Here is a 22,006-nt window from a genome sequence, read left to right as displayed (position 1 = left end):
GCGGGTTCCGTTCGTGTGTGGTTTTTTCGGCCGCCGCGTCGCGAGGACAGGGAGGACCGACAGTCGATTCTACGGGATGAGTGCGATCAGCTGTCGCACGGCGTTCGCGTATCCGTCCACGCCCTCGCCGATCACGCGTACGGCGGCGACATCGTGCAGGTAGGAATGGTGCCGGAATTGCTCCCGCGCGTAGACGTCGGAGATGTGCACCTCGGCGAACGGCAGGCCCACCCCGGTGAGCGCATCGCGCAGGACGACGGATGTGTGCGTGAGTCCTCCGGGGTTGATCACGATGCCCTCGCAATCCTCCCGTGCGGCGTGGATCGCGTCGATCAGCACGCCTTCGTGGTTGCTCTGCACCGCACGCACCTCGAAGCCGCCGTCCGCAGCCGCATCGGCGGTGAGCCGTTCGACGTCCGCCAGAGTGGCGGTGCCGTAGATGCCCGGCTCCCTGGTGCCGAGGAGATTGAGATTGGGGCCGTTCACGAGCAGGAGACGGCGGGTCATGCCCCGACCTCCTGGTAGGCCGCGAACAGCAGCGACTCGTCGGGCGCCTGCAGCACGGTCGGCTTGGCGATGTCATCCAGCAGGATGAAGCGCAGCATGCCGCCGCGGCTCTTCTTGTCGCGCTGCATCGTGGCGAGCAGCGCCGGCCAGGCGCCTGCCCGGTACGAGGTGGGCAGTCCGAGGGACTCGAGGATCGTGCGGTGCCGGAGTGCGGCCTCATCCGGAAGCCGGCCGGCGAGACGCGAGAGCTCGGCCGCGAACAGCATGCCCACGGAGATCGCCGCGCCGTGACGCCACTTGTAGCGCTCGGAGTGCTCGATCGCGTGTCCGAGGGTGTGACCGTAGTTGAGGATCTCGCGCTGACCCGCCTCGCGGAAGTCGTCGGACACGACCTTGGCCTTCATGTCGATCGCGAGCTCGACCGCGCGGCGGAACTCGTCCGTGGTCGTGTCGATCGCGCGCGCCGGGTCGGCCTCGATGATGTCGAGGATCTCGGGGGCCCAGATGAACCCGGCCTTGACCACCTCGGCGAAACCGGCGGTGGCCTCGTTCGGGCTCAGGCTGGCGAGTTCGTCGAGGTCGCCGATCACGGCCCGCGGAGCCCAGAAGGCGCCGACGAGGTTCTTGCCCTCGGCCGTGTTCACGCCGGTCTTCCCGCCCACGGAGGCGTCGACGAGACCCAGCACGGTGGTCGGGACCTGGACGACCTCGATGCCACGCAACCAGGTCGCCGCGACGAATCCGGCGAGGTCGGTGACCGCGCCTCCTCCGTATCCGATGACGGCGTCGGTGCGGGTGAAGTCCGCCTGACCCATGACCTGCCAGCAGAAGGCGGCGACCTCGATGCGCTTGCCCTGCTCCGCATCGGGGATCTCGGCGAGCAGTACCTCGCGCGGACCGTTCGCGGTGTCGGCGAGCAGACGGTCGCGCAGTTCACCGGCCCGCGCTGCCAGCGTCGGCGGATGCACGACCAGGATCTTCCGCACGGCGGGCGAGAGCGCCGCAGAGACACGGTCGAGGATGTCCCGTCCGATGGTGATGTCGTAGGGGTCGTTCCCGGTGACACTGATGGTCGTCGTGCTCATCGCTGTTCTCTCCTCCATGCCACGATCTCGTCCGCGATCCTCTGCATCGGTCTGCGGGACGTGTCGAATGTCGTCGACGAGACCTCGTCGTACCAGCCGCGGCGCTCTTCGAAGATCGCCTGCCAGCGAGCCAACGGGTCCTCTCCGGCGAGCAGCGGCCTGCTGCTTCCGCGGATCCGATCGGCGACCGCATCGGGCGACACCGTGAGGAACACGACGGGGTGCGCGCGCAGCAGTTCGCGCGTGCCCGCGTCGGTCACCGCTCCACCGCCGAGAGAGATCACGCCGCCCTCCGCGAGCGCCTTCGCCACCGCGGCGCGTTCCAGCTCGCGAAAATGTGCTTCGCCGTGCGCGGCGAAGATCTCCGGAATGGGTCCGTGCTCAGCCACCACACGCTTGTCGGTGTCGATGAACGCCACGCGCAGCCGTCGAGCCACGCGCCGACCCACGCTGGTCTTGCCCGCGGCCATGGGGCCGACGAGGACCAGCGTGAGGGGCTCAGCCTCGCTCGTCATGCGCGATGAGCGCCGCCTCGGACGCCGGAGTTGTACGCAGTTCCTCCGGGATGCCGGCGAGGTATCCCTCGAGGTTCCGTCGCGTCTCGCGGATGCTGTCGCCGCCGAACTTCTCCAGCACCGCACGTGCCAGCTCGACCGCGACCATGGCCTCTGCCACGACACCCGCCGCCGGAACCGCGCAGACGTCGGAGCGCTGGTGGTGCGCGGTGGCGTCGTCGCCCGTCGCGATGTCGATCGTGCGCAGGGCGTGCGGCACCGTGGCGATCGGCTTCATCCCGGCACGCACCCGCAGCACCGTGCCGGTGGACATGCCGCCTTCGGTGCCGCCGGCGCGGTCGGAGCCGCGGCTGATGCCGTCCGCCGTGGCGAACAGTTCGTCGTGCGCCGCGGAGCCGCGACGCCGCGTGGTCTCGAAGCCGTCGCCCACCTCCACACCCTTGATCGCCTGGATGCTCATGAGCGCCTGCGCGAGCCGCGCGTCGAGCCGGCGGTCCCAGTGCACGTGGGAGCCGAGTCCCGGCGGCAGACCGTAGGCGAGCACCTCGACGATGCCGCCGAGCGTGTCGCCGTCCTTCTTGGCCTCGTCGACTTCGGCCACCATGAGAGCCGAGGTGGCGGGATCGAAGCAGCGCAGCGGATCGGCGTCGAGCAGGTCGACGTCATCCGGCGTCGGCAGCGCGGAGCCGTCGGGTACCCGCACGGGACCGATCGACAGCGTGTGGCTGACGAGACGGATCCCCAGTTCGCCGAGGAACGAGCGAGCGATCGCGCCGAGGGCGACACGGGCGGCGGTCTCGCGGGCGCTCGCGCGCTCGAGGATCGGCCGCGCCTCGTCGAAGTCGTACTTCTGCATGCCGACCAGATCGGCGTGACCGGGGCGTGGGCGCGTCAGTGGCGCGCTGCGACCGCGCGACTTGTCGGTCAGCTCGACGGGTTCGGGGTTCATGACCTCGATCCACTTCGGCCACTCGGTGTTGCCGATGCGCAGGGCGATGGGGCTGCCCAGCGTCTTGCCGTGGCGCACGCCGCCGGAGATGGTGAGTTCGTCCTGCTCGAACTTCATCCGCGAGCCGCGCCCATAGCCGAGCTTGCGTCGGGCGAGATCGGCCTGGATGGCCTCGGAGGACACCGGGACGCCGGAGGGCAGTCCTTCCATCACAGCGATGAGTTCTGGGCCGTGCGATTCGCCGGCAGTGAGCACGCGGAGCATTGCTCCAGTCTCCCATGGGTTGCGGTCTGTCATGCGCCGCGTGTCACCGTGCGGCGGCGTGGTCGGTGGTCGTCGGGAGCGAAGTCAGAGCGCGGCGCGCATCGCGGCGAGCACGCGCCCCTCGTCAGGCAGAGGCTCGAGGGGCTCACCGTGGTGGAAGATGCGGATCTGGCGCACGGCCTGGTGCAGCAGCATCCCGAGGCCGGAGATCACCGATCGTCCCCCCCAGGCAGAGGCCAATGCCGATGGCCAGGGCGCGTATGCGGCATCGAAGAGCGCTCCCCCGCCGTCGGCCAGCCGGCCCGCGAGGGACGCGTCGAGATCAGTCCCGCTCGGGAGGGTCGCGAGCGTCAGTTCCACTCGCTCGACGGGGGCATGGATAAGGTCGGCCGTGACACGCACTCCGAGCGACTCCCCCAGAGCCACGAGCCCTGCGGCCTTCTCCGGACGTCGTGCCCGCACGTCGGCCCGGGTCGCGCCGAGTTCGGCCGCCGCGAGCAGGGCGGATGCCGCTGTGGCTCCCGCGCCGAGGATGCGCACGGTTCCCACCGCGGTGATGCCGTTCTCGGCGAGGGCATCGACGATGCCACCCACATCCGTGTTGAACCCGGTCGGCTCGGTGCCGAGCAGCAGTGTGTTCACGGCGCCACTGAGTTCGGCATGGCGATCGCGCGTCGCGGCGGCGCGGAAGGCCGCTTCCTTCAGGGGCATCGTCAGCGAGAGACCTCGCCAGGACGCGTCGAGCGAGGCCAGTGCCTCGCGGAATGCGGGAGCAGAGACCTGCCGACGACCGTACTCCCACTCCAGCGCGAGCACCCCATAGGCGGCCGCGTGCAGGGCCGGTGACAGCGAGTGTGCGATCGGGTCGCCCCAGACAGCCAGGCGTGTCGAGTTCACGATGTCAGCATCCGGCGTCGGGATTGTCCCGGCACCAGGCCTGCCACTTCACGATCCCCGCTTGATGCTCCTCGTAGGTCTCGGAGAACTGCGTCTCCCCCGTGGCGAGGTTGATCGTCACGAAGTAGAGCCACGGGCCGTCAGCCGGATGCATCGCGGCGTCGATGGCCTTGAAGCTCGGGCTGGCGATCGGCGTGATCGGCAGTCCCGTGTGCACGTACGTGTTCCACGGGTTCGGATCTTCGAGCGCCTCGGCCGAACTGGACACGACTCCCTCGTGCAGCGAGCCGTAGCCGTACTGCGCGGTCGAGTCCATCTGCAGCTTCATGTCGATGTCGAGACGGTTCTGGATGACCCGCGACACCTTGGCGAAATCGTCGGTACGTCCCTCGCGCTGGATGATCGACGCGATCGTGAGGACCCGCTCGGCGTCGGCGTCGGGCACTCCGGCCTCCGTCAGGGCCTCGCGTGTGCGGTCGACCATCCGCTGGATCACCTGGACGGCCGTGACGTCGGGATCGAAGGTGTAGACCGCGGGGAACAGCCACCCCTCGAGGTTCTGCGCATCGACGCCATAGGCCGAGGGATCCTTGACGGCGGCCTCGAAATCAGCGAGCGGCAATCCGAGGGACTCCGCCATCCCCGGCAGCGACGAGACGATCGTCCCGCCCTCCGACATGGAAGCGGTGTTCTCCATCTTGTTGTCCGGATTCTGCAGAGCCTCAGCGGCCGCTGCGGCCGTCATCTTCTTCTGCAGCTTGTAGACGCCCGGGTAGAACGTGAGGTCGGGTTCTTCCTTGACGAGGTAGTCGTAGAAGACATCCTCGGTCTTGGTGATACCCGCCTCGAACAGCTTGGTGGACACCGGCGCACCGGTGTCGCCCTCGCTGATCGTCACGAACGCTTCGCCCGTGGCGAGGCCCGCTTCCCAGTCCTTGGGCTCGCCCCAGCCCATAGCCTCGTTGATCTTGTCGCCGTAGGTGTTCATCACCCAGACGCCGGTCGCCGCGATACCGCCGACGATGACGAGCACGATGATCAGTGCCACGAGGCAGCCGGTCCGCCGCTTCTTCTTGGGTGCGCGCGAGCTCGCGTGCTCATCTTCATGCGGAGCGAAGAGGTCATCGAGCCCTCCGCCCAGCGGCGGCTGCGACTCGCCCGACGCCGGCGGGACCTGCGAAAGCGCGCGGGTGGGAGTGTCACCGGCATCCGCCGCGTCCACCGCGTCCGCGGAGTCACGGACAGGAGTCGCCGAGGGCTCGCCCCGCCCCGCATCATCCGCGGAGGCACGGACGGGAGCGGCAGCCGGTTCCGAAGATGCGGCGCGAGGGGCCTCAGAGGCAGCGCCCTGCCCCGTGGCCGAGGCCGCTTCACGCGCGGCGCGGCGCGAGCCCGGCACGGGAGCGCTGTTGTCCACCGTCGGGAGCTGTTGCGTCGGATCGGGAAGGTTCTCGAACAGGTCGCCCAACCGGGCGTCCGGATCGTGCTGGGGGGAAGCACTCTCGCGTTCGGACATGTTCAGGCAGGCTCCTCGTCAGGCGGAATCGTGGCGCCGGCCGGGTTCCCGGTGCTCTTCTCCATATCGATCGCCTGCTGCAGAAGGACGACGGCGGCGATCTGATCCACAATGCTACGAGAGTTCTTCTGAGATCTCCCGGAAGACCGCAGCGCCGCGTGTGCCGTGACCGTGCTCAGACGTTCGTCGACGAGGCGCACGGGCGTCCCGGTGCGAGCCTGGAGAGCAGCGGCGAACTCGCGGGCGTCGACGGTCGAGGCCGTGTCGCTCCCCTGCATGTTGACAGGGAGACCGACCACGAACTCGAGCGGTTCGTACTCGGTGCCGAGCTCGGCGAGCCGGTCGAGAGACGCCTCGGAGCGGGCGACCGTCTCGACCGGCACGGCGAGCATCCCGTCGGGATCGCAGCGCGCGACCCCGATCCGGGCGCGCCCGACATCGATTCCGAGCCGCACTCCGCGGCGGAAACCGCTCACGCTGCGTGCAGCTCCTGGGAGATGGCCTCCAGCGCCGCGGGCAGAGCCGCAGCGTCCGTCCCGCCGCCCTGCGCGACATCGTCGCGTCCGCCTCCGCCACCGCCGAGCACTCCGGCGGCGCGCTTCGCGAGCGCTCCGGCCTTTGCACCGGCCTGGCGTGCCGCGTCATTGGTCGACACGACGACCACAGGGCGACCGTTCACGACGGCGCCGAGAGCCACGACAGCCGCAGCAGACCCGAGACGCTCGCGCACACCGAGGACGAGGTCGCGGACGTCATCCGCCGACGCGACATCTCCGAGAGACTGCGCGGCGACGAGGAACGCCCCGACCCGCACGGCGGCATCGGCGATCGCCGGCACCTGACCCGCGCGCTCCTTGGCCTCGAACTGGGCGATGCGCTTCTCGGCGGCCTTCAGGTTGGCGGCGAGGTCGGCGATGCGCTCGGGGAGCTGCTCCCTCGGCGTCTTGAGCGAGCTGGTGAGCTGCGACACGATCGCACGCTCCGCCGCGAGCTCGCGGAAGGCATCGACGCCGACGAGGGCCTCGATACGCCGGTTCGACGCGCCCACAGAGGACTCGCCGACGATGCTGACGAGACCGATCTCGGCGCTCGAGCTCACATGCGTGCCCGCGCAGAGTTCGCGCGACCAGGGGCCGCCGATGTCGACCATCCGCACGACATCGCCGTACTTCTCGCCGAACAGAGCCATCGCTCCGGCTTCCTTGGCCTCATCGAGCGAGATGACGCGGGTCGTGACCTCCAGCGCATCCTGCACGGCGCGATTGGTGATCTCCTCGATCTCCGAGCGGGTCTCGCCCGACAGCGCCTGCGACCAGGAGAAGTCGAAGCGCATGTAGCCGGCGCGGTTCAGCGAGCCCGCCTGCGTGGCGGTCGGGCCCAGCGTGTCGCGCAGCGCGGCGTGCACCAGGTGCGTCGCAGAGTGCGCCTGACGCGCGGCACGACGGTTGGCGGCGTCGACGACCGTCGTGGCGGCATCGTCGACCGCGACGCTGCCACGGACGACCTCGACCGTGTGGCTGATGAGCCCCGGCACCGGACGCTGCACGTCGAGCACCTCCAGCTCGAAGCCGGGTCCGACGATCGTGCCCTTGTCGGCGACCTGGCCGCCGGACTCGGCATAGAGCGTGGTCTCGGCGAGGATGACCTCGGCGATCTGGCCCTCTGCGGCGCTGCGAACCAGCTGGCCGTCGACCAGCAGGCCGAGGATGCGCGACTCGACCTCGAGGGCGGTGTACCCGTCGAAACCGGTCTCGCCGAGCGCACGCAGGTCGCGGTACACCGAGACATCGGCGAGCTGGCGCTTGCGGTTGCGGGCGTCGTCCTTGGCCCGCTGACGCTGTTCCTGCATGAGCGTGTCGAAGGCCGCACGGTCGACGGAGAGCCCGGCCTCCTCTGCCACCTCGAGGGTGAGGTCGATCGGGAAGCCGTAGGTGTCGTGCAGCAGGAACGCCTCAGGGCCGCTGAGCGTCGCCCCGCCGCCCTTCTTGGTCTCGTCGAGCGCGAGGTCGAGGATCGTGGAGCCCGAGGCCAGCGTGCGCCGGAAGGTCTCCTCCTCGGCGATCGCCGAGCCGGACAGCATCGCCCAGTCCTGCTCGAGCACCGGGTAGGTCTCCTTCATGGCGTCGCGCGAGGCGGCGAAGAGCTCGGGGAAGACCGGCTCGTCGACGCCGAGCAGGCGCATCGAGCGCACCGTGCGACGCATCAGGCGGCGCAGGATGTAGCCGCGACCCTCGTTGGAGGGGCGCACGCCGTCGGAGAGGAGCATGAGGGAGGAGCGCACGTGGTCGGCGACGACGCGGAAGCGCACGTCGTCTTCGTGCACGGCGCCGTATCGACGACCGGAGAGCTCGATCGCACGGTCCAGGACCGGGCGCACCTGGTCGGACTCGTACATGTTCTCGACACCCTGCTTGAGGAACGCGACGCGTTCCAGGCCCATGCCGGTGTCGATGTTCTTCATCGGCAGCTCGCCGACGATGTCGAACTCCGTCTTGCCACGGATGTTCTCGATGAAGTCCTGCATGAACACGAGGTTCCAGATCTCCAGGAAGCGCGTGTCGTCGACGGCCGGTCCACCGTCCCTGCCGTAGGAGGGACCACGGTCGAAGAAGATCTCGGAGTCGGGTCCGCCGGGTCCGGGCTGGCCGGTGTTCCAGTAGTTGTCCGCACGGCCGAGCCGCTGGATGCGCTCCGGCTTCAGGCCGATGATGTCGCGCCAGATGGCCTCGGCCTCGTCATCGGTCTCGTAGACGGTGACCCAGAGGTCCTTCTCGTCGAACCCGAGACCACCGTCGGACTCGGATGACGTCAGCAGCTCCCAGGCGTAACGGATCGCGCCCTCTTTGAAGTAGTCGCCGAACGACCAGTTTCCCAGCATCTGGAAGAACGTGCCGTGACGGGCCGTGCGGCCGACCTCTTCGATGTCGTTGGTGCGGATGCACTTCTGCAGGTCCGCGATGCGCGGGTGCGGGGCGGGGACGACACCCGTGAGATACGGGATCATCGGCACCATTCCGGCGACCGTGAACAGCAGGGAGGGGTCCTCGCTGACCAGAGAGGCCGAGGGGACGATGAGGTGGTCGTTCTTCTCGAAGAAGTCGAGGTAACGCTGCGCGATCTCCGCAGTTTTCATAAGGTGCCGGGTGTCCTTGCGTGAAGATGCTGCGCCGAGGCGCGGCGATGGTTCAGTTCTTGCCCGGCTCCGTGAGCCGTGCCTCCTGCTCGCGGTAGGCGTCGCCGATGATCGCGGTGAACCCGTTGATGCGGGCGTCGACCTCGGCGAGGATGTCGTGGCCACGAGGGTCCTTGTTCATGAAGTGCGCGGCGACGAAGCCACCGATCACACCGATCAGGAACCACTGCATGCTCTTCATGACGTCATCCTTGCCCTTTACCCGCGAAGGCGCGGTGTACCTATCGTAGGCGGAAACGACAAGAGGCGTCGGGAACCCCCGACGCCTCTTGCCAATTGCTCGATCGCTGGATCAGCGAGCCGCGTAGTACTCGACCACGAGCTGCACTTCGCAGGTCACGGGGACCTCGGAGCGCTTCGGGCGACGAACCAGGCGAGCCTGGAGCTTGTCGAGCTCGACCTCGAGGTAGCCGGGAACGGGAGGCAGGACCTCGGCGTGACCGCCGGCTGCTGCGACCTGGAAGGGCTCGGTGCCCTCGCTCTTGGCCTTGACGTGGATGAGCTGACCCGGCTTCACGCGGAACGACGGGCGGTCGACCAGCTGGCCGTCGACGAGGATGTGACGGTGCACGACGAGCTGGCGAGCCTGAGCCGTGGTGCGGGCGAAGCCCGAACGCACGACGAGAGCGTCGAGACGCATCTCGAGGAGCTCGACCAGGTTCTCACCGGTCAGGCCGTCCTGACGACGAGCCTCGTTGAACGTGTTGCGCATCTGCTTCTCGCGGATGCCGTACTGCTCGCGCAGACGCTGCTTCTCACGCAGACGGACGGCGTAGTCGCTGTCAGCCTTGCGCTTGGTGCGGCCGTGCTCACCCGGAGCGTAGGGACGCTTCTCGAGGTAGCGGGCGGCCTTCGGGGTGAGCGGGATGCCAAGGGCACGGCTCAGACGCACCTTGCGGCGGTCCTGGGACTTCGTGGTCACGAAGCTGTCCTTCCGATGACGTGGTCGCGTCTTTCACGACTCACGGACGTATCGTCCGCGTTCTGCCTGAGCAGCGCACGCCGGGGCGCTGGCAAAGGTGGGGTGTGAACGAGGAGATGCCCGAAAACTCGGTTTCGAGCCGGTCAAGTCTAACAGATCGGCCTGCGCCGCTCAGCGATCGCCGAGGATGCGGCGGATCCGCTCCAGGCGCGCGGAGATGTCACGCTCGGAACCGAGCGCCTTCGGCTCGTAGTAGCGGCGTCCGTCGAGCTCGTCCGGTAGGTACTGCTGCGGCACGATTCCGTACTCCGCATCGTGCGGATACACGTAGCCACGGCCGTGCCCGAGTCGCTTGGCGCCCGGGTAGTGCGCGTCGCGCAGATGCAGGGGCACACGGCCGAAACCGCCCTTGCGGATGTCCGCGATCGCCGCGTCGATCCCGACGTATGCGGCGTTCGACTTCGCCGTGGTCGCCAGGTACACGGTCGCCTCCGCCAGCGGGATGCGTCCCTCCGGCATGCCGATGAAGGCCACCGCGTCGGCGGCGGCCACCGCGATCGTGAGGGCCTGCGGATCGGCGAGACCCACGTCTTCCGAGGCGGAGATGACCAGGCGGCGTGCGATGAACCGCGGGTCCTCCCCCGCCTCGATCATCCGGGCCAGGTAGTGCAGTGCGGCGTCGGGGTCGGAGCCGCGGATCGACTTGATGAACGCACTGATGACGTCGTAGTGCTCGTCACCCTGGCGGTCGTAGCGCAGCAGCGCCTTGTCGACGGCCTGCGCGACGTCGTCGGCCGAGACCTCGGGCGTGTGCGACGTCTCGTCGGCTTCGTCGTCGCCCTCCTTGTCAGCGGCCGAGGCGTGCGACAGCGCGACCGCCGCTCCGGCGTCGAGTCCCGTCAATGCGCGACGGGCATCACCGGAAGCGAGACGGATCAACGACGAGCGCGCCTCGTCGCTCAACGTGACGGCCCCGTTGAGGCCGCGGGCATCGCTCACGGCACGATCCACCAGGAGCCCGATGTCGTCATCGGTGAGCGGCTGCAGCGTGAGCAGGAGGGAACGAGAGAGCAGCGGGGAGATGACCGAGAACGACGGATTCTCGGTGGTCGCGGCGATGAGGATGACCCACCCGTTCTCGACGCCGGGGAGCAGGGCATCCTGCTGGGCTTTCGTGAAGCGGTGGATCTCGTCGAGGAACAGGATCGTCGTCTGCCCGTAGAGATCGCGCTGGGTGATCGCCTCCTGCATGACCTCGCGCACGTCCTTGACACCGGCGGTGATCGCCGAGAGCTCGACGAACCGGCGGCCGGAGGAACGCGCGATCGCCTGTGCCAACGTCGTCTTGCCGGTGCCGGGAGGGCCCCACAGGATGATCGACACCGCACCGGGTGACGCCGCCTCGGGGTCGGCGAGCGCCACGATCGGAGAACCGGAACGGAGGAGATGCTTCTGCCCGGCGACCTCGGCGAGCGAGATCGGGCGCATGCGCACGGCGAGGGGCGTCTGCCCGGAGAGCAGCGCGGCAGGAGACGTCATGCTCCCAGGCTAATGCGGGGGCACGACGTTCACGACGGTAGGCTCTCAGGCGACGTCGAGCACCGATGTCGGCGAAGGGAGCAGGGCATGGCGGCACGCGGTTCCAAGAGCGCGCAGGAGCGCACCCAGGCGGAGCGCGCGCGACTGCACGCAGCCCGGAGCGACTGGCACCAGGGACAGATCCGCCGCCGTATCCGCGACAACACGATCGCCGGCATCGTCGGCGGCCTGCTGGTCGTCGCCGCCATCGCGAGCCAGGTGGTGCACGCGCAGGTGACCGTGCCGGAACCGTCCCCCACCCCCACGGTCGAGCCGTCCGCGCCGCCCGCGCCGAGCGACAGTCCGACCTCGGAGCCCACACCGTCGGAGACTCCCGCGGAGTGATCCCGAGTGCGGCCCCGCGAGGCCACGCTGTGCAGCCCGGTCAGAGATCAGCGACCGCGAGACGATAACCGCGTTTCACCACGGTCTGCACGACCCCGGAGACAGGCAGCGCGTCGCGCAGTCGTGCCACCGCAGCCTCCACCGCATGGCCGCTGCGCGGCGCGCCGGGCAGCGAACGTGCGATCTCCGCGCGCGAGAGCACGCGTCCCTCCGCGAGGAACAGAGCGTCCAGTAGAGAGGCAGAGGTCCGCGGCAACGGTATGAACCGCTCGTCGATCACGGCACCTCCACTGCGCACCTCCATCCGCCCCGCGTCCGTGCGGAGCGACGGAGCCCCGCCCTCTCCGAAGTGTGCGATGACGGCGCACGCGAGCGCGGCGCGGTTCCCGCATTCCGCGACGACGCTCGGTATCCTCGCCGCACGCAGGGGGCCGGCGACGATCGGAGTCGGAGTGGCGAGGAGCAGCCTCCCGTTCGACGCCCGTCGGCGGACCGCGTCGAGCGCTCCTTCCGATTCGGCGACCGCGAGCCAGGCAGCCGAACCGGCCGCCGACGCGAACAGCACGGCATCGACTTCACCGGCCGCAGCCTGGACGGTCGATCGACGCACACGAGCAGGATCCGGCGGCGGTCCCCACCCTCGCGCGGGAACGCCCACCACGGCGGCGCCCGCCTCGATCAGGATCGCCTCGAGTCCGTCGGAGACGGGGCGCTGCCGTTGCACGGCGACACGCCTGCCCGCCATCGCGGACACCAGCGCATGCGCGGCGACCTCTTCTGCCGGCCGCAGCACTGAGCTCTGGTGGCCTGGGGACTCGACCGACATTGCGGACCCGCGGATGACGACCTGCGCGTCGCGCAGCGCATGGTCGAGTTCCTCCCCTCTTCCCCCGGCGTATGCGTCGTCCCACCAATTCCAGTACTCAGCCCAGGTCGTGACCACCACGAACTCCGGCTGCGCGGCGATCAACGCCGCGATGGTGGTACGAACCTCCGTTGCGTCCGCGCGAGGGGCGACGCCGAGCGGCGGTGAGGCCAGCACGGTCGCGCCCTGCCGTTCCAGTACCGCCGCGCTGTCGATGGACCGACGGTCGGCGGCGACGACGATCGAACAGCCGGCGAGTGCGGATTCGACTCGGAGTGGGGGCTGAGTGGCAGACCGCGTCACCGTCGAGCCTGCCGTGCACCCCTTGCCATCGACGGAGAACCCGCGTCGTGCTCATCCGCGGCCGAACGGAAGACTCCGTGCTCCGGAACCGCGTCGGATGATGGCGTGAGCGAGTGGTCCCACAGGAACCCCGCCTGCGCGAGCCGCGCGCGGATCGGCGGAAGCTGTTCTCGTCGAGCGCCGAACAGGGCGATCCCCTGGTCGGAGATGATCCTGGCGCGCAAGGCATACTCTTTCGCCACCTGCGCGATCACGATGAGCCCGTCCGGGGTGACCTCACCCCGTGGCATGCGTGCGACGACGGAGGGGGCACCATCCGGGAACACGAGGGCGCTCGAGAGGCTGGGCGCGGTGTCGTCACGGTCGAGCCGCGGAGAATCGGCGAGTTCTGAGAGGATGCCGGCGATCGCCGTCTTGCAGGTGTTGCAGCCTCGTCCGCCGCCGAGACGATCGATGATCGCGCTGAAGGTCGTCAGCCCGTCACGACGCGCGGCATCGAGGAGGCGGGCACGCGACATCTCGAAGTGCCGGCAGAGAGGAGCTGACAGCGCATCGTTGCTCGCACCGGGCTGCACGTATGTCGAGGGATCGGCACGCAACGGCGCACCGACCAGCGGCCGCAGCGCCGCATACGACGAGACGTCGCCGATCAGGATGCCTCCGAGCAGGATCCGCGCATCATCGGACAGCACGAGCTTCCTGTAGACCCCTGCCTCAGGGGCGGCGGAGACCACCTCGAGGGCGTGCGGGGTGTGCGCCATCGCGTCGCCGAAGCTCGCGACCTCGATTCCGGGGAGGGTGAGCGTCGTCGAATCGACGTATCCGGTGAAGAGGGCATCGCCGCCGAGGAGCCGGGTGGCGACGACCTCCGCCATGGCGTATCCCGGCGCCACCAGTCCTGCGCCTCGTCCGCGGTGGTTCGCCACCTCGCCGATGGCCAGGATGCGCGGGTCGGAGGTCGAGCATCGGTCGTCGATGATGACACCACCGCGCGGATGCACGTCGAGACCGGCGTTCCGCGCGAGCTCATCGCGTGGCCGCACACCGACCGCGAACACCACGACGTCGACGCGCTGGAACGAACCGTCGTGGAACTCCAACGCGGTCACCGCGCCGGACTCGTCGGGATCGAGGCGCGTGGTCCACGCATCCGTGCGGACGGTGATACCCCTGGCACCCAACTGGCGCTTCAGCAGCTCGCCGGCGGCAGCATCGAGTTGCGCCGGCATGAGCCGGTCGGCGCACTCCGCGACCGTCGTCTCGACGTCCATGTCCCGCAGCGCACCCGCGGCCTCAAGACCCCGCAATCCCCCACCGATGACAGCTCCGCGCAACGGGCGCCCCAGCATCTCGGACCGCCACCGCACGAACTCCGCCAGCGCCTCCGCGTCATCCAGCGTTCGGTAGTCGAAGCACCCGGGAAGGTCCGCGCCCTCGGCCGAGGCTCGCGCGGCGTAGGAACCGGTCGCGAGGATGAGCGTGTCGTATTCCAGGCGACGCCGCGACCGCGTCGTCACCGTGCGCGCCTTGCGGTCGATGCGCAGCACTCGGTCGTCCGGGATGAGTGCGACCCGTTCGTCCTCGAAGATCGAGCGATCCAGGGTGAGATCGTCGACGCTCGCCCCCGCGAAGAGACTCGTCAGGCGGGCACGATCGTATGGAACGCGATCCTCATCGCCGACGACGGTGACTCGCACGGCGTTCCCGCTCCGGCTCAACAGGCTCTCCACGAGACGGTGCGCCACCATCCCTGCACCGACGACCAGGATCTCGTGGGGCAGAGCATGGTTCATGGAGACTCCCGTCGACAGCAGTGCAGCGTGCTGGCGACGATAGGAGCACTGTGTTACCCGAACACCACGTTGCGTGTTTCCACCGTCGAACTTTCTCCTCACAGATCGATAACGGCGATGTGCATTCGCTCGTCCCCACCAGAAGGGTGCGGTCGTACTAGGCTGAACCTCGTCCCTTCCGCCTCCCGCGGCCCTACCGCGCAAGGAGAATCACTGTGTCTGCCACCGAACCCTCGAAGCCGACTCCGCCCGTTCCCGCTCCCCCGGCTGTGCCGCTGCCACGCAAGGTTCCCAACCCTGCCGCCGTCGCACCCGCCGCCGCAGCGGCACCGACGAAGTCCGACGCCGCCGAATGGGGCCGCGTCGCCGATGACGGCACGGTCGAGGTCCGCGAAGGCGACGCCTGGCGCGTCGTCGGTCAGTACCCCGACGGCACTCCCGACGAGGCCCTCGCCTACTTCGTGCGCAAGTTCGACGACATCGCCTTCAAGGTGCATGCTCTCGAGCAGCGTCATCAGGCCGGCGGCGCCGCGGCAAGCGACCTGGTCAAGCAGGCCGGTCACGTCCTCGATGAGGCGACGGATGCGGCAGCGGTCGGCGACCTCGCCGGGCTCCGCGACCGACTGAACGCCCTCACGTCCTCACTGTCGGAGGCCACGGCACAGGAAGCGCAGCAGGCGAAGGAACTGGTCGACAAGGCCATCGCCGAGCGCACGGTGCTCGTGGAGCGTGCAGAGGCCATCGCCGCGCGCGACCTGAGCAAGGTGCAGTGGAAGCAGGTCACCGCTGAGCTGGGCGAGCTGTTCGACGCCTGGCAGGCCCAGCAGCAGAACGGCCCGCGCCTGTCGAAGGGCATCTCGCAGCAGCTCTGGAAGCGGTTCCGCGATGCGCGCGCCGTGGTCGACAAGCACCGCCGTGCCTTCTACTCCGAGCTCGACGACACCCACAAGTCCGCCCGCGACGCCAAGACGCGTCTCGTGGAGCGCGCCGAGGCTCTCGCCCCCCGCGGCACCGACGGGATCCCCGCCTACCGCAACCTCCTCGACGAGTGGAAGGCCGCAGGGCGCGCAGGCCGCAAGGCGGACGACGCACTGTGGGCCCGGTTCAAGGCGGCGGGTGACGCGCTGTACGCGGCACGCGCCGAGCAGTCCGCCGCGGAGGAGGCCGAATCGGCTCCCAAGATCGAGGCGCGTCAAGCCCTTCTCGAAGAGGCCAAGGCCGTCGCAGACGAGCCCAACATCAAACGCGCTCGCTCGCTGCTCACCAACATCCAGCGACAGTGGGACGAGCAGGGTCGGATCTTCCCGCGTGAGAAGGAGCGCGCCCTCGACGACCGTCTGCGTGTCATCGAGAACGCACTGAAGGCACGCGAAGAGGTCGACTGGAAGAAGAACAACCCCGAGACCAAGGCGCGCGCCAACGATATGAGCTCGCAGCTGCTCGAGGCCATCGAGAAGCTCGAGTCTGAGCTCGCCGCCGCCGAGAAGGCCGGCGACAAGAAGGCCGCGAAGACCGCTGCGGACGCCCTCGAGGCACGCCGCACCTGGCTCAACGCCCTCGGCGGCTGAGCAGCTCTCCACAGGTCGCACGACAGATCCCGAGCGCGGGGTGCACTACGCCACACTGGCGTGATGCACCCCGCGCTTCTTTATGTCCCCGGCCGACGGCTGACTCTCGCCGAGCTGAGCGCCGCACGGCTCGACGGAGATGTCGTGGAGATCGGCGATGCCTATATCCCGGCAGACCTCATCGAGAGCGCGGACGTGCGCGCCAGCTCGATCGCGGACCTCGTACGTCCCGGAACCGCGGCTGCCGGTCCGACCGCCGCGTGGATCCACGGCGCGGGAGACGCGCCGCCAGCCGTGCATCACATCCGCCGGTCGGTCCCGCGGCGGGTGCGGCCGCAGCTCAGCGGCCGCATGATCTTCCATGACGGGGCGTTGTCCCCGTCCGAGGTCGAGAGCATCGGCGGAATCGACGTCTCGACGCCGCTGCGCACCATGCTCGACCTCGCGACCGGCGTTCATCGGGATGCCCGACTGATCGCCTGGATCGAACATCTCGCCCGTGTCGACGCGGTCCTCGTCGGGGAGAGCATCGCATGCATGCAGCAGTGGAACCGGGTGCCCGGCAGCCGTATCGGGCGCGCCGTGTTGGAGCGGCTCGCTCTCAGGACGTGGTGACGCGGTACACGTCGTAGACCGCGTCGATCCGGCGCACCGCGTTGAGCACCCGATCCAGATGCACGGCGTCGCCCATCTCGAACACGAAGCGGCTCAGCGCGAGCCGTTCGTCATTCGTGTTGACCGTCGCGGAGAGGATGTTCACGTGATGCTCGCTGAGCACGCGCGTGACATCGGAGAGCAGACCGGAACGATCCAGCGCCTCGACCTGGATCTGCACCCGGAACACGCTCTTGGTCGTCGGAGCCCACGACACCTCGACGAAGCGGTCCTGTTCGGCGCTGAGCGCCTTGACGTTGACACAATCGGAGCGATGCACCGAGACGCCGCTCCCCCGCGTCACGAAGCCGACGATCGCATCACCGGGCACCGGGGTACAGCACTTCGCGAGCTTCACGAGGATGTCCGACGCCCCGCGCACCAGCACGCCCGAATCCCCGGAACGCGGTTCCCGGGTGGGGACGCTGCCGGGCAGATCGATGGCACCGGTCGTGGGGTCGTTGGCCGCGATGAGTGCGGTGACCTTCTCGAGCACCGACTGCGTGGAGACGTGCCCCTCGCCGACCGCCGCATAGAGCGCGGAGACGTCCTCGTAACGGAGCTGCTGCGCGACCTCGGCGAACGAGTCCTGGCTCATCAGCTTCTGCAGCGGCAGGTTCTGTCGACGCATCGCTCGGGCGATGGCTTCCTTGCCCTGCTCGATCGCCTCTTCACGACGTTCTTTGGTGAACCATCCGCGGATCTTGTTGCGTGCTCGCGTGCTGGCGACGAAGCCCAACCAGTCCTGGCTCGGACCGGCGTCCGGGTTCTTCGAGGTGAAGACCTCGACCACGTCGCCGCTCTTGAGCTGCGACTCCAACGGCACGAGTCGTCCGTTGACCTTCGCGCCCATCGTGCGATGGCCGATCTCGGTATGCACCGCATACGCGAAGTCGACCGGAGTCGCACCGTTCGGAAGACCGATCACGCGCCCCTTGGGCGTGAAGACGTAGACCTCTTTCGCGCCGATCTCGAAGCGGAGCGAATCCAGGAACTCTCCGGGATCGGCTGTCTCGGCCTGCCAGTCGGAGATGTGCGCCAACCACGCCATGTCGTTGTCGGACGCGCGCAGCTCCGTCTTGCCGCCCCCGTTCATCCGCTCCTTGTACATCCAGTGCGCAGCGACGCCGTACTCCGCCTGCTGGTGCATCTCGTGCGTGCGGATCTGGATCTCGACCGTGCGCCCCGCCGGCCCGATGACCGTGGTGTGCAGCGACTGATAGAGATTGAACTTCGGGGTGGCGATGTAGTCCTTGAAGCGACCGGGCAGCGGAGTCCACCGTGCGTGGATCGCGCCGAGCACCGCATAGCAATCGCGGACGGAGGCGACCAGCACCCGGATGCCGATGAGGTCGTAGATGTCGTCGAACTCGCGGCCGCGGATGACCATCTTCTGGTAGACCGAGTACAGCTGCTTCGGGCGCCCGACGACCTTGCCCCGGATACGGAGATCGCGGAGGTCCTCGTCGATCTCCTCGACGACCTGGTTCAGGTACTTCTCGCGCTGCGGCGTGCGCTGGGCGATGAGGCTGTGGATCTCGTTGTAGATCTTCGGGTGCAGCACCGCGAAGGAGAGGTCCTCGAGCTCGGACTTGATCGCCTGGATGCCGAGTCGATTCGCCAGAGGCGCGTAGATCTCGAGCGTCTCCTTGGCCTTCTTCGCCGCCTTCTCGGGCGGGACGAAGCCCCAGGTACGGGCGTTGTGCAGCCGGTCGGCGAGCTTGATCAGCAGCACCCGGATGTCCTTGGACATCGCGACGATCATCTTGCGGACGGTCTCGGCCTGCGCGCTCTCGCCGTACTTGACCTTGTCGAGCTTCGTGACGCCGTCCACCAGCATCGCGACCTCGTCGCCGAACTCAGCCGTCAGATCCGTGAGGGCGTAACCGGTGTCCTCGACTGTGTCGTGGAGCAGTGCGGCAGCGATCGCGCGGGGTCCGAGCCCCATCTCGGCGAGGATCTGCGCCACCGCGAGCGGGTGGGTGATGTAGGGCTCGCCGCTCTGACGCTGCTGGCCGGCGTGCTTCTCCTTGGCCACGGCGTACGCGCGCTCGATGACGGAGAAGTCGCCACGTGGATGATTTGCGCGAACCGTGCGGATCAGGTTGTCGAGGTCGTTGACCCGGGACGCGCGCGAGAAGATGCGGGGAACCAGACGTCGCAGGCTGGACCCCTGCGAAGACGACTGCGTATCCGCCATCCACTCACCTCCGAACTACATCATCTTACGCGTGCCTGCGGGGCATCGGCCCCGCAGGCGGAGGTCTCACGCCTCGACGGTCGCCTTGCTGCGTGCCTCGCGGATACGGGCATCGCGCTCCTTGAGCTGCGGCTCGTTCTCGCGGAAGAGCGAGTACAGCGGCGCGGCGACGAACAGCGTCGAGTAGGTGGCGACCAGGATGCCGACGAAGATCGACAGCGAGATGTCGGTGAGCGACTCGGCACCGAGCCAGAAGGCACCGATGAAGAGGACCGCACCCACGGGGAGCGCCGCGACGACAGAGGTGTTGATCGAGCGGATGAGCGTCTGGTTGACCGCGAGGTTGACCGATTCGCCGAAGAGGCGCGCGGATTTCTCCCCGTCCTCCGAGGTGTTCTCTCGGATCTTGTCGAACACGACCGTTGTGTCGTAGAGCGAGTACGCGAGGATCGTCAGGAAGCCGATGACCGCCGCCGGCGAGATCTCGAAGCCGGCCAGCGCGTAGACGCCGACCGTGATCACGAGCACGTCGAGAAGGCCGATGATCGCGGCAGCCGACATCTTCCAGGTGCGGAAGTAGATCGCCAGGATGAGGAAGGTCAGCGCGAGGAAGATCGCGAGTCCCCACAAGGACTGGCGCGTGACATTCTCACCCCAGGCCGGGCCGATGAACGATGAGGTGACGGCGTCGGGCTCGACGTCGTAGGCCTTGGCGAGGGCGTCCGCCACCTGCTGCGTCTCGGCCGCGCTCATCTGGTCCGTCTGGACACGTACGTCCTTGTCGCTGACGATGACGACCTTGGTCGCCGCGCCGGGCACGACCGACCGCACGGCTTCGGACGCGGTGTCCTGGTCGCGGCTGTCCGGTGCCTGCACCGTGAACTGCGATCCGCCGGTGAACTCGATCGAGAACTGGATCGGACGGATCAGCGGCACGAGGGCGGAGCCGACCACGAGGATGATCGCGATGATGAACCACAGACGGCGCTTGCCGACGAACGGGAACGAGGTCTTCCCGCTGTAGAGGTTGTTGCCGAACTCATTCATGGAAGGCATCAGGCGTCTCCCTCACTTCCGGCTGTGGTCGATCTGTCTTTCGAGAGTGCCTCCGCGCGCTTGCGCTCGGCGATGGTCTGTCGACGATCGGCCTCGCCTCGCGAACGGGCGTTCTTCGCTCCCCGGCCCACCGTGGCGGTCGCGACCTCGCGATAGGCGGACCGGCTGCGGTAGACCGCACCCAGCGCCTCGGGATCGAGCCCGGACAGCTTGTGGCCGCCGCCGAAGAACCGTGTGCGGGCCAACAGCTGCATGACAGGGTGCGTGAAGATCACGAAGATGAACACGTCGATCAGGGTCGTCAGACCGAGCGTGAACGCGAAGCCCTTCACCGTGGCGTCGGCCAGGATGTAGAGGACGAGCGCGGCGAGGATGTTGATCGACTTGGAGATGTAGATCGTGCGCTTCGCGCGACCCCAGCCGTCCTCGACCGCCGCCGTGATCGACTTGCCGTCGCGCAACTCGTCTCGTATTCGTTCGAAGTACACGATGAACGAGTCCGCCGTGAATCCGATCGACACGATGAGGCCTGCCACACCCGCGAGCGAGAGGCGGAAGCCGATCCTCCACGCCAGGATGCAGATGATGATGTAGGTCAGGATCGCCATCACCGCGATCGACGCGATGATCACCGATCCGAGCGCTCGATAGACGATCAGCGAGTAGATGGCGACCAGCGCGAGGCCGATCAGGCCGGCGATCAGGCCGATCTGCAGCTGCTGGGTTCCCAGCGTCGCCGAGATGGTGTCGGAGCTCTGCACCGTGAAGCTGAGGGGCAGCGCACCGAACTTCAACTGGTCGGCGAGGGTCGTCGCGGACTCCTGCGTGAACGAGCCGGAGATGCTGGGGCGTCCGTCGAGGATCACGCCGTTCATCCGCGGCGCCGAGATGACGCTGCCGTCGAGCACGAACGCGAACTGGTCGCGCGGTGCCAGGCCGTCGATACGGTTCTGGTTCAGACGCGTGCTGACCTTGCCGAAGGCGTCTGCGCCGTCTCCGTTCATCGTCAGCTGCACGAGCCACGCACCCGACTTCGGGTCGCGACCGCTGGTGGCGTCCTCGATGGCCGTTCCGGTGAGCTCGGTCGGGCCGAGCAGGTACTTCGTCTGACCGCTGGGGTCGCACGCGATCAGCGGCTGGTCCTTCGGCGCGTTCGATGCGTCGTTCGCCGGGTCGCTGCAGTCATAGGCGAGGAACTCCGCCTGCAGCTTCGGGGTGACCCAGGAGAGGTCGCTGCCATCGGTCGGAGCCGGCGTCGGCGTGGACTCGAGGGTGGGGTCCGGGCTCGGGTACGGCGTCGCGATGCCGTCTTCGCCCGTGAACTCCGTGGCTGCACCCGTCGTGGCCAGCACGGCGCGGAACTCGAGCTGAGCGCTCGACTGGATCCGCTCGCGGGTCTGCTGGTCGGCCGGCCCGGGGATCTGGACGACGATGTTGCGTCCACCCTCGGTCGTGATGTCCGCCTCGGCGACGCCCGAGGCGTCGACGCGCTGGCGGATGATCGCCGCGGCCTGGTCGAGCTGCTCCGCAGACGGATCAGCGCCGTCCTCGGTCTCCGCACTCAGCACGATCTGCGTGCCGCCCTGGAGGTCGAGCGCGAGCTCAGGCGCCCAGGAGCTGGCCGGATCGCCGTTGCTGTCCGTGAAGACGTAGACGCCGAGTGAGTTGATGCCGAACAGCACGCCCGTCACGAGGAGCAGGCCGAGGAGGACCCGCCAGGCGTGACGGACCGGAGAGGATGAAGCCACGTGTGTTCAGCTTTCTGAGATGCCGGAGTTCCGAGGTACCGCGCGGAG

The 22,006-nt window shown here is 68.4% G+C and carries 19 protein-coding genes; 3 read left to right on the top strand and 16 right to left on the bottom strand.

Annotated elements, in window-relative coordinates:
• Positions 1-69: 69 nt before the first annotated feature.
• The 11 genes from aroQ to FB560_RS08570 all read right to left on the bottom strand — a co-directional run bounded on the left by aroQ (position 70) and on the right by FB560_RS08570 (position 11,387).
• A complete protein-coding gene (aroQ, locus tag FB560_RS08620; protein ID WP_141871981.1) occupies positions 70-507 on the bottom strand; it encodes a type II 3-dehydroquinate dehydratase in 438 nt (145 codons plus the stop codon).
• Positions 504-1,592, bottom strand: coding sequence for a 3-dehydroquinate synthase (aroB, locus tag FB560_RS08615; protein ID WP_141871980.1), 1,089 nt, complete (start codon positions 1,590-1,592; stop codon positions 504-506). Before aroB ends, aroQ begins: the two co-directional genes overlap by 4 nt.
• Positions 1,589-2,107, bottom strand: a complete 519-nt coding sequence (locus FB560_RS08610; RefSeq protein ID WP_141871979.1) for a shikimate kinase — start codon at positions 2,105-2,107, stop codon at positions 1,589-1,591. Before FB560_RS08610 ends, aroB begins: the two co-directional genes overlap by 4 nt.
• Positions 2,091-3,320, bottom strand: coding sequence for a chorismate synthase (gene aroC, locus FB560_RS08605; protein WP_141871978.1), 1,230 nt, complete (start codon positions 3,318-3,320; stop codon positions 2,091-2,093). The genes FB560_RS08610 and aroC overlap by 17 nt, the downstream gene beginning before the upstream one ends.
• A gap of 84 nt (positions 3,321-3,404) precedes the next feature.
• Complete coding sequence (locus tag FB560_RS08600; protein WP_325058548.1) at positions 3,405-4,217, bottom strand: shikimate dehydrogenase; 813 nt, start codon at positions 4,215-4,217, stop codon at positions 3,405-3,407.
• Positions 4,218-4,221: 4 nt separating this feature from the next.
• A complete protein-coding gene (gene mltG, locus FB560_RS08595) occupies positions 4,222-5,733 on the bottom strand; it encodes an endolytic transglycosylase MltG (protein ID WP_141871976.1) in 1,512 nt (503 codons plus the stop codon).
• A gap of 2 nt (positions 5,734-5,735) precedes the next feature.
• The gene (ruvX, locus tag FB560_RS08590; RefSeq protein ID WP_141871975.1) at positions 5,736-6,209 is read right to left on the bottom strand and encodes a Holliday junction resolvase RuvX; all 474 of its coding nucleotides are present in this window, start codon (positions 6,207-6,209) and stop codon (positions 5,736-5,738) included.
• Positions 6,206-8,866: an alanine--tRNA ligase gene (gene alaS / locus FB560_RS08585; RefSeq protein WP_141871974.1), complete on the bottom strand. Its 2,661-nt coding sequence runs from the start codon at positions 8,864-8,866 to the stop codon at positions 6,206-6,208. Before alaS ends, ruvX begins: the two co-directional genes overlap by 4 nt.
• Before the next feature lie 52 nt (positions 8,867-8,918).
• Entirely contained in the window at positions 8,919-9,107 is a 189-nt protein-coding gene (locus FB560_RS08580) for a hypothetical protein (RefSeq protein WP_017830547.1), read from the bottom strand.
• Positions 9,108-9,218: 111 nt separating this feature from the next.
• Positions 9,219-9,848 (bottom strand): 30S ribosomal protein S4, encoded by a 630-nt coding sequence (rpsD, locus tag FB560_RS08575; RefSeq protein WP_141871973.1) that lies wholly within the window; start codon positions 9,846-9,848, stop codon positions 9,219-9,221.
• A gap of 171 nt (positions 9,849-10,019) precedes the next feature.
• Positions 10,020-11,387, bottom strand: a complete 1,368-nt coding sequence (locus FB560_RS08570; protein ID WP_141871972.1) for a replication-associated recombination protein A — start codon at positions 11,385-11,387, stop codon at positions 10,020-10,022.
• Between the two features lie 87 nt (positions 11,388-11,474).
• Here FB560_RS08570 and FB560_RS08565 point away from each other — a divergent pair, with 87 nt between their 5' ends.
• Positions 11,475-11,771: a hypothetical protein gene (locus tag FB560_RS08565; RefSeq protein WP_141871971.1), complete on the top strand. Its 297-nt coding sequence runs from the start codon at positions 11,475-11,477 to the stop codon at positions 11,769-11,771.
• Between the two features lie 40 nt (positions 11,772-11,811).
• On the opposite strand, the gene FB560_RS08560 is transcribed toward FB560_RS08565, so the two are convergent.
• Positions 11,812-12,939 carry a uroporphyrinogen-III synthase gene (locus tag FB560_RS08560; protein WP_141871970.1) on the bottom strand — a complete coding sequence of 376 codons (1,128 nt, stop codon included), beginning with the start codon at positions 12,937-12,939 and terminating at the stop codon, positions 11,812-11,814.
• Complete coding sequence (locus tag FB560_RS08555; protein WP_188895180.1) at positions 12,936-14,732, bottom strand: FAD-dependent oxidoreductase; 1,797 nt, start codon at positions 14,730-14,732, stop codon at positions 12,936-12,938. The genes FB560_RS08560 and FB560_RS08555 overlap by 4 nt, the downstream gene beginning before the upstream one ends.
• A gap of 215 nt (positions 14,733-14,947) precedes the next feature.
• Here FB560_RS08555 and FB560_RS08550 point away from each other — a divergent pair, with 215 nt between their 5' ends.
• Both FB560_RS08550 and FB560_RS08545 read left to right on the top strand, forming a co-directional pair.
• A complete protein-coding gene (locus FB560_RS08550; RefSeq protein WP_141871969.1) occupies positions 14,948-16,300 on the top strand; it encodes a DUF349 domain-containing protein in 1,353 nt (450 codons plus the stop codon).
• A gap of 63 nt (positions 16,301-16,363) precedes the next feature.
• On the top strand, positions 16,364-16,915 hold the full coding sequence (locus FB560_RS08545; RefSeq protein WP_141871968.1) for a hypothetical protein: 552 nt from the start codon (positions 16,364-16,366) through the stop codon (positions 16,913-16,915).
• On the opposite strand, the gene FB560_RS08540 is transcribed toward FB560_RS08545, so the two are convergent.
• From FB560_RS08540 to secD, 3 genes are all read right to left on the bottom strand, one after another.
• Positions 16,902-19,154 carry a RelA/SpoT family protein gene (locus FB560_RS08540; RefSeq protein WP_141871967.1) on the bottom strand — a complete coding sequence of 751 codons (2,253 nt, stop codon included), beginning with the start codon at positions 19,152-19,154 and terminating at the stop codon, positions 16,902-16,904. The genes FB560_RS08545 and FB560_RS08540 overlap by 14 nt on opposite strands.
• Before the next feature lie 66 nt (positions 19,155-19,220).
• Positions 19,221-20,210, bottom strand: a complete 990-nt coding sequence (secF, locus tag FB560_RS08535) for a protein translocase subunit SecF (protein ID WP_141871966.1) — start codon at positions 20,208-20,210, stop codon at positions 19,221-19,223.
• A complete protein-coding gene (gene secD, locus FB560_RS08530) occupies positions 20,210-21,958 on the bottom strand; it encodes a protein translocase subunit SecD (protein ID WP_141871965.1) in 1,749 nt (582 codons plus the stop codon). The genes secF and secD overlap by 1 nt, the downstream gene beginning before the upstream one ends.
• Positions 21,959-22,006: the final 48 nt, after the last annotated feature.

Origin of the sequence: Microbacterium saperdae (assembly GCF_006716345.1) — a bacterium.
Lineage (GTDB): Bacteria > Actinomycetota > Actinomycetes > Actinomycetales > Microbacteriaceae > Microbacterium > Microbacterium saperdae.
The sequence above is the reverse complement of the archived record's forward strand: the minus strand, read 5'-3'. Positions and strand labels throughout refer to the sequence as shown.

Excerpts from the sequence above, each read along its gene's own strand:
- aroQ (WP_141871981.1), bottom strand. The coding sequence starts at position 507 with ATGACCCGCCGTCTCCTGCTCGTGAACGGCCCCAATCTCAATCTCCTC.
- aroB (WP_141871980.1), bottom strand. The coding sequence starts at position 1,592 with ATGAGCACGACGACCATCAGTGTCACCGGGAACGACCCCTACGACATC.
- FB560_RS08610 (WP_141871979.1), bottom strand. The coding sequence starts at position 2,107 with ATGACGAGCGAGGCTGAGCCCCTCACGCTGGTCCTCGTCGGCCCCATG.
- aroC (WP_141871978.1), bottom strand. The coding sequence starts at position 3,320 with ATGCTCCGCGTGCTCACTGCCGGCGAATCGCACGGCCCAGAACTCATC.
- mltG (WP_141871976.1), bottom strand. The coding sequence starts at position 5,733 with ATGTCCGAACGCGAGAGTGCTTCCCCCCAGCACGATCCGGACGCCCGG.
- alaS (WP_141871974.1), bottom strand. The coding sequence starts at position 8,866 with ATGAAAACTGCGGAGATCGCGCAGCGTTACCTCGACTTCTTCGAGAAG.
- FB560_RS08580 (WP_017830547.1), bottom strand. The coding sequence starts at position 9,107 with ATGAAGAGCATGCAGTGGTTCCTGATCGGTGTGATCGGTGGCTTCGTC.
- FB560_RS08570 (WP_141871972.1), bottom strand. The coding sequence starts at position 11,387 with ATGACGTCTCCTGCCGCGCTGCTCTCCGGGCAGACGCCCCTCGCCGTG.
- FB560_RS08565 (WP_141871971.1), top strand. The coding sequence starts at position 11,475 with ATGGCGGCACGCGGTTCCAAGAGCGCGCAGGAGCGCACCCAGGCGGAG.
- FB560_RS08555 (WP_188895180.1), bottom strand. The coding sequence starts at position 14,732 with ATGAACCATGCTCTGCCCCACGAGATCCTGGTCGTCGGTGCAGGGATG.
- FB560_RS08545 (WP_141871968.1), top strand. The coding sequence starts at position 16,364 with ATGCACCCCGCGCTTCTTTATGTCCCCGGCCGACGGCTGACTCTCGCC.
- FB560_RS08540 (WP_141871967.1), bottom strand. The coding sequence starts at position 19,154 with ATGGCGGATACGCAGTCGTCTTCGCAGGGGTCCAGCCTGCGACGTCTG.
- secF (WP_141871966.1), bottom strand. The coding sequence starts at position 20,210 with ATGCCTTCCATGAATGAGTTCGGCAACAACCTCTACAGCGGGAAGACC.